Annotated in this window: 6 protein-coding genes; 5 read left to right on the top strand and 1 reads right to left on the bottom strand. The window is 70.2% G+C overall.

The genetic code is table 11. The features are described from left to right. Positions 1–306, top strand: a 306-nt coding sequence (locus tag JNL41_RS05090) for a hypothetical protein (protein ID WP_293473189.1), incomplete at its 5' end; no start/stop codon positions are given. A gap of 108 nt (positions 307–414) precedes the next feature. On the opposite strand, the gene JNL41_RS05085 is transcribed toward JNL41_RS05090, so the two are convergent. Beyond that, the gene (locus JNL41_RS05085; RefSeq protein ID WP_293473188.1) at positions 415–1,239 is read right to left on the bottom strand and encodes a phytanoyl-CoA dioxygenase family protein; all 825 of its coding nucleotides are present in this window, start codon (positions 1,237–1,239) and stop codon (positions 415–417) included. A 66-nt stretch (positions 1,240–1,305) separates the two neighbouring features. Here JNL41_RS05085 and JNL41_RS05080 point away from each other — a divergent pair, with 66 nt between their 5' ends. The 4 genes from JNL41_RS05080 (at position 1,306) to JNL41_RS05065 (ending at position 7,027) form a co-directional block, all read left to right on the top strand. Further along, positions 1,306–2,418: an S-(hydroxymethyl)glutathione dehydrogenase/class III alcohol dehydrogenase gene (locus JNL41_RS05080; protein ID WP_293473187.1), complete on the top strand. Its 1,113-nt coding sequence runs from the start codon at positions 1,306–1,308 to the stop codon at positions 2,416–2,418. 185 nt (positions 2,419–2,603) lie between these two features. Beyond that, positions 2,604–3,764, top strand: coding sequence for a PEPxxWA-CTERM sorting domain-containing protein (locus tag JNL41_RS05075; RefSeq protein WP_293473186.1), 1,161 nt, complete (start codon positions 2,604–2,606; stop codon positions 3,762–3,764). A gap of 188 nt (positions 3,765–3,952) precedes the next feature. After that, the gene (locus JNL41_RS05070) at positions 3,953–5,068 is read left to right on the top strand and encodes a PEPxxWA-CTERM sorting domain-containing protein (protein WP_293473185.1); all 1,116 of its coding nucleotides are present in this window, start codon (positions 3,953–3,955) and stop codon (positions 5,066–5,068) included. Between the two features lie 6 nt (positions 5,069–5,074). After that, a complete protein-coding gene (locus JNL41_RS05065; protein WP_293473184.1) occupies positions 5,075–7,027 on the top strand; it encodes a toll/interleukin-1 receptor domain-containing protein in 1,953 nt (650 codons plus the stop codon). Positions 7,028–7,030 lie beyond the last annotated feature (3 nt).

Below are 7,030 nucleotides of genomic sequence, written 5' to 3'. Positions count from 1 at the left end.
CGGCTGGCGTTCGTGGAGGCGTGCGGGTGGCGGGGCTTCATGTTCGGCATCCAGGCCGAGCAGGTGGTGGACGAGGTCGCCGACATGCGGATGGGGATCGCGCAGGCGACGGCGGCGCGGCGCGCGCTGTATGCGCGCAAGGGGCGGCTGATGCCGAAGCTGTACCGCGACGGACTGGCGGCGGAGCTGGCGCGGGCGGGCGCGGAATTGCAGCCGTACCACCGCGATGTGCGCCCGCCGCCGCTGGGGCCGCGCGGCGGGCCGCGGATCCGGCCGCCGCGGCGGCCGAGGGGGCCGAAGGCTTGAGCGGCGCAGGGCGCTCCCCATCCGCCGTTCGATTGAGGCTTCTCCACCCCTTTTGAACGTCATCCCGCGGACAGGCCGCGGGATGACGAGCATGGGGTGGGGTGGGGGCTATCGGCCGTCCACCAGCACGAGGAACTGCCGGTCGGGGTCGTCCTGGGGGATGCGCTGGCCGTCCGGGAGGACGACGACGGCGCCGTCGGGGGCGTATTGCAGGATGTAGGCCTTGCGCACGGCGTCGGCGAGGTTGGGGCCGGTGCGGTGCGGGGCCAGCGAGGAGAAGACGACGATGTCGCCGGCCCGGGCGGGGGCCGCGACCGCGTCGGGCGCGTCGGCGTCGAGGCAGACGAGGCCGATGTCGGTGGGGCGGTGCTCCAGCGTGCCGCCGAGGTGGAGGCCGGGCGCGATCCAGGGGCAGCCGTTGCGCTCATCCACGTCGACCAGCGGGATCCAGAGGGTGAGGTACTGCTGCGGCTCGACGAAGGCGTAGCCGTTGTCCTGGTGCCAGGGGAAATCCTGCGGCTTCTCGGTCTTCTTGTAGACGGCCTGGTCCCAGTAGAGGCGCACGTCGGGGCCGATCAGGTCGTGGACCACGTCCTTGATGGCCGGGTGGGCGGCGAAGGCGGCGAGGGCCGGCGATTTCCTGACCAGGTGCAGGGTGAAGGTGATGGCGTCGGCGTCGCTGAGGCGCACGCGGCCGCCGCGGGCCCTGGCGAAGGCGGTGTGGGCCGCCTCCATCGGGTCGATCTCGGCGGCCACGGCGGCGATCTCGGCGGGGGTGAAGGCGCCCTTCAGGACGAAGAAGCCGTCGCGGTCGAACCGCTCGACCTGATCGGGCGTGAGGCGGCGCGCGCCGGAGGCGGCGGCCGGGCGCCAGGCAAAGTCGCGGCTCTGCGGATGGGGCCGCGGCAGCGGAGGTTGTCGGGGCGCATCCATAGGTCGACTTCCCTGCGATCGGGCCCTAGGAAATGCTGCGCTGCCCCCAGAGTCGAGGACTACAGGATGAAGACCCGCGCCGCCGTCGCCTTCGAGGCCAGGAAGCCGCTGGAGGTCGTGGAGCTGGACCTGGAGGGCCCGCGCGCCGGCGAGGTGCTGGTGGAGATCAAGGCGACCGGCATCTGCCACACCGACGCCTACACGCTGGACGGACTGGACAGCGAGGGCCTGTTCCCCTCGGTGCTGGGCCACGAGGGCGCGGGCGTGGTGGTGGAGGTGGGGCCGGGCGTGACCAGCGTGGCCGTGGGCGACCATGTGATCCCGCTCTACACGCCGGAGTGCCGGCAGTGCAAAAGCTGTCTGTCGCGGAAGACCAACCTCTGCACGGCGATCCGCGCGACGCAGGGCAAGGGGCTGATGCCCGACGGGACCAGCCGGTTCTCGTACAAGGGCCAGACCGTCTATCACTACATGGGCTGCTCGACGTTCTCGAACTACACGGTGCTGCCCGAGATCGCGGTCGCGAAGATCCGCAAGGACGCGCCGTTCGACACCGCCTGCTACATCGGCTGCGGCGTGACCACGGGCGTCGGCGCGGTGGTGAACACCGCTGGCGTCGAGGCGGGGAGCCGCTGCATCGTGTTCGGCCTGGGCGGTATCGGCCTGAACGTGATCCAGGGCCTGAAGATGGTGGGCGCGAGCCAGATCGTCGGCGTCGACATCCAGCCCAAGCGCGAGGAATGGGGCCGCAGGTTCGGCATGACCCACTTCGTCGACCCGCACCGGCTGGGCGGCAAGGACCTGGTGGCGCACCTGGTCGAGCTGACCGACGGCGGCGCGGACTACACCTTCGACGCCACGGGCAACACGACGGTCATGCGCCAGGCGCTGGAGGCCTGCCACCGCGGCTGGGGCGAGAGCATCATCATCGGCGTGGCCGAGGCCGGCAAGGAGATCGCCACGCGGCCGTTCCAGCTTGTGACCGGTCGCGTCTGGAAGGGCACGGCGTTCGGCGGCGCCCGCGGGCGGACCGACACGCCGAAGGTGGTCGACTGGTACATGGACGGCCAGATCCAGATCGACCCGATGATCACCCACCGCCTGCCGCTGGAGCGCATCAACGAGGCCTTCGACCTGATGCATTCGGGCGAGAGCATCCGCACCGTGGTGGTCTACTAGGCCGCCCCGCCGCGGCCAGGGTCGGCCAGGTTGCGAAAATAATCGCGTTGACCTGAAGGTGTGTCCACCGAGGGGGAGCGGCCGTTTCCGCGGCCGCCGCCGCCGCACGCCTGCGTCGTCTACTCAACCCTCAGAAGAATCGAATCCCCTTGTTCGGCGAGTTTGTTACGGTTGAGGAAGGGTGAATGCCGGCGTCCGCACTGCTGGGGGGCGTGCCGGCGAGTCTGTCGATGGGGGTTCGCATGCGTATCGTCGCGTTGGCCATAGCGTTCTTCGGGCTCTTCTGGAGCTCGTCGGCGATGGCCCAGATCAGCAACATCCAGTCCCAGGCGGGGTCGTCGTACACCACGCCCGGAATCGTCTGCCCGGCGCAGCCATGCTCGCAGACCGTCAACCTGCCGGGCGGCGCGGGCTCGTTCCCGGCGGCCGGCGGCGAGGACGCGCCGACGGGCGGCGCGATCTACAACTCGTTCGTCGACATCGGCGCCGACGCGATCACGTTCGAGAGCTCGCACGCGGTCTCGCAGGGGCCGTTCACCAGCTTCGCGTCGTCGACGACGGTCAGCTTCGACTTCTACACCGACAACTCGGGCGTGGACTTCCACTCGCAGATCACGCCGCAGGGCCTGGGCCTGTACCTGGCCGACACCAGCAACGGCTGCCTGTTCACGGGCAACTGCGTGCAGGTCTCCGACGAGCTGCACACGTTCGGCGAACTCGACCTGCCGGGCGGCGGCTCGACGGGCTTCCTGGGCGGCGCCGGCTTCAGCTTCGAGATCCTCGACAACGGGACGCCGCTCTTCACGCTGAGCGGCCTGCTGCTGCTGCAGGCCAACCCGGACTGCCCGAACGGCTACTGCTACGTCGAGAGCCTGACGGGCATGGAGAACGCCCAGGGCGTGCTCACCGGCTTCGCGCAGCAGACCGATCCGTTCGACCTCTCGGCGCGCGCCTACGGCTGGGACTCGACGGACGTGAACCTGTTCCTGGGCTCGGGCCACCATTCGATCGAGTACAAGACGAGCGTGTTCACCTTCACGAACTCGGAGTGCATCGGCGGCTCGCTCTGCCTCGTCGCCTACTCGGGCTTCGGCGATCCGATCGGCCGCGGCGGCGCCATCGACGCGCTGAACACCTTCGACATCGGCGCGCAGACGCACCAGGACGACGACCTGATCCAGGGCCTGAACTTCTCGCCGCAGACGTTCCGCCTGCGCTTCAACAACGGCGTGCTGGACTACTCGCCGAGCGCCGCGGTTCCGGAGCCGGGCGTGTGGGCGCTGATGATCGTGGGCTTCGGCGCGGTCGGCGCGGCGATCCGCCGTCGCCGGACGGCCCTGGCCTGACCGCAGCGACCTGAACGGAACGAAGGGCGGCTGCGCCGGCGGCCGCCCTTTTTTCGTGGGCGCGGGCCGCCCACTCAACCCTCAGAAGAATCGAGTCCCGCCCTGCGATGCGCGTGTTATCGCTGAGAGAAGGGTGAACCCCGGTTCCGCTCGCATCGGGCGCGGACCGGCGGTCGATGGGGGTTTCCATGCGTCGTTTCGCGTTGGCTGTCGCGTCGGTGGCGCTCTTCGGAGCGGGGTCCGCCGCGGCGCAGGACATCAGCAACATCACGGCCTCGGCCGGGTCGTCCTACTTCCAGCCGGGCTTCGCCTGCGAATCCTCCGCCTGCCCGCCGCGCGAGACGCCGCTGGGCGGCGGCGCGGGCCAGTTCCCGCCGGCCGGCGGCGAGGTCGGGCCCACGGGCGGCGCGAACTTCAACTCGTTCGTCGACGTCGGCGCCAACGCCATCACGTTCGAGAGCTCGCATTCGGTGTCGCAGGGCCCGTTCCAGAGCTTCTCGTCGTACTCGCAGGTCGGCTTCACGTTCGACAACGCCGATCCCTACACGCCGGTCAGCTTCCATTCCGAGATCACGCCCCAGGGCCTGGGCTTCTACCTGGCCGACACCAGCAACGGCTGCCTGTTCACGAATAGCTGCGTCCAGGTCTCGGACGAGGACTACACCTTCGCCGACCTCGCAGACGTCAATGCGGCGGGCTATTTGGGCGCGGTGGGCTTCAGCTTCGAGATCATGGACAACGGCACGCCGCTCTACGCGCTGACCGGCTTCCTGGGCCTGCAGGCCAACCCGGACTGCCCGGACGGCTACTGCATCGTCGAGACGCTGACGACGCCCTTCGGCGAGTCGGCCGCCTACCTGCTGGACGGGTTCGCGCAACAGACCGATCCGTTCGACCTGTCGGCCCGCGCCTACGGCTGGGGCTCCACGGACGTCTACTTCGACCTCTACTACGGGTCGCACGACATCACGTACCGGACCACCGTCGTCAGCGCGACGAGCGCGGCGTGCATCAACGGCAACATCTGCCTGGTCGCCTACTCGGGCTTCGGCGACCCCATCGGCCGCGGCGGCGCCATCGACGCCCTGAACGCCTTCGACATCGGCGCGCAGACGCACCAGGACGGCGAACTGATCCAGGGCCTGAACTTCTCGCCGCAGACGTTCAACCTGTACTATCGCAACGGCGAGCTCGGATATCGCCCCGCGGGCGTTCCCGAACCGGGCACGTGGGCGCTGGCGATCATGGGCTTCGGAATCGCGGGAGCGGCGTTGCGGCGTCGTCGTATTCCGGCGCATATCTAGCGCCGCATGGCAGGAACAACGGCGCCTGGGGGCGGGCCGTCGGAAGACGGTCGCGCCTACCGGGCTTTCATCAGCTATAGCCACCGCGACAAGCAGCACGCGGCGTGGCTCCACCGCGTGGTGGAGTCGTATCGGATTCCCAAGAAGCTCGTGGGCAAGGTGACGGCGGTCGGGCCCGTGCCGCCGCGGCCTTCGCCGATCTTCCGCGACCGCGACGAGCTGCCGGCCTCGGCCGACCTGGGGGGCGAGCTGACCGCGGCGCTGCAGCGCTCGATGTTCCTGATCGTGATCTGCAGCCGCGCGTCGGCCAAGTCGCACTGGGTGATGCAGGAGATCCTGCGCTTCAAGCAGATGCACGGCGAGGCGCGCATCCTGGCGCTCATCGTCGACGGCACGCCCTACGGCTCGAACACGCCGGGGCAGGAGGACGAGGAGTGCTTCCCGCTCAGCCTCCGCTATAAGCTGGGCCCCGACGGCGAGCTGTCGGACGTCCCGGCCGAGCCGATCGCGGCCGACCTGCGCCCCGAGGCCGACGGCAAGCGCCTGGCGCAACTGAAGCTGATCGCGGGCCTGACCGGCCTGCGGCTCGACGAACTGGTCCAGCGCGAGGCCCAGCGGCGCAACCAGCGCCTGATGATGGTGGCCTCGGGCGCCATGGCCGGCATGGTCGTGACGGGCGGCCTGGCGGTCTACGCCAACTTCCAGCGCATCGAGGCCGACCGGCAGCGGATGATCGCCGAGAAGGAATCGGCCGCGGCGCGCGCCGCCTCGGACTACCTCGTCTCGACCTTCGAGCTGTCGAACCCGGCCACGGAAAACCCCGAGACGATCACGGCGCGCACGATCCTGGGCCGAAGCGTCGAGCGGGCCGCGACCGAGCTGAGGGACCAGCCGGAGATCCAGGTGCGCCTCGTGGCCACCCTGGGCCGCGCCTACAACAACCTCGGCCTGCTGGACGAGGCGAAGGGCGCGGTGGAGTCCTCGCTGCCGGCGATCCAGAAGTCGGGGCCGGACGGCGCCGAGGCGCTGCTGGTGCTGGCCGCGACCTATGTGCGCCAGGGCGCGCTGGACAAGGCCGACGCGACGGTCAACCGGGCGCTGGCGCAACTGGGCCCCGACCCGAAGAGCCATGCCGAGATCCGGGCGCTGGCGGCGCTGACCCAGGGCCGGATCGCGATCGCCAGGTCGGACGCCAAGGCCGGCGTCGCCGCCTTCGACCGCGCGCTGGCCTTCTACCGCGCCGAGCCGGACTCGCCGCCGAAGGCGATGGCGCTGGCGCTGAACAACCGCGGCATCCTGCTGTCCGACGCCGGGCGGTTCGACGAGGCCAACGCGTCGCTGAAGGAGTCGCTGGCGATCTACCGGCGCACGCTGGGCGAGACGCACCTGTCGACCGGCCGCGCCTGGTTCGCCCTGGCCCAGAACTCGTTCAACGCCGGCAAGCTGCCCGACGCCGAGCGCGAGATCGCCCGCGCGCTCGATATCCAGCGGGTGGTGCTGGACAACGACAACCCGATCCTGGCCGACACGCTGTCGATGCAGGGCCAGATCCTGCAGGGGCGCGGCAAGCTGGCCGACGCCGAGATCTCGCTGCGCGAGGCGGTGGCCATCTACCGCAAGGCGTTCAAGGACCGGCCGCACTACCTGATCGGCATCGCCGACGTGTACCTGGCGCTGATCGAGGCCGACGCCGGGCGCACCGACGCGGCGCTGGCCACGCTGGACGACGCCAAGCGCAACTACGACGGCAGCTACGGCGGCCTGCACCCCAACCACGGCGACCTGCTGGTCAACCGCGCCAAGATCCTGGCCAAGGCCGGGCGGATGGGACAGGCCAGGTCGGACTGCGCGGCGGGCATCGAGATCCTGAAGAAGACCCTGGGCGCCGACGCCAGCTTCACCAAGCAGATGGCCGGCGAGTGCGCCGCGCTGGGCCAGACCAAGCAGGCGAAGCTGTAGCCA

The organism is Phenylobacterium sp. (assembly GCF_016793285.1).
Lineage (GTDB): Bacteria > Pseudomonadota > Alphaproteobacteria > Caulobacterales > Caulobacteraceae > Phenylobacterium.
The sequence above is the reverse complement of the archived record's forward strand: the minus strand, read 5'-3'. Positions and strand labels throughout refer to the sequence as shown.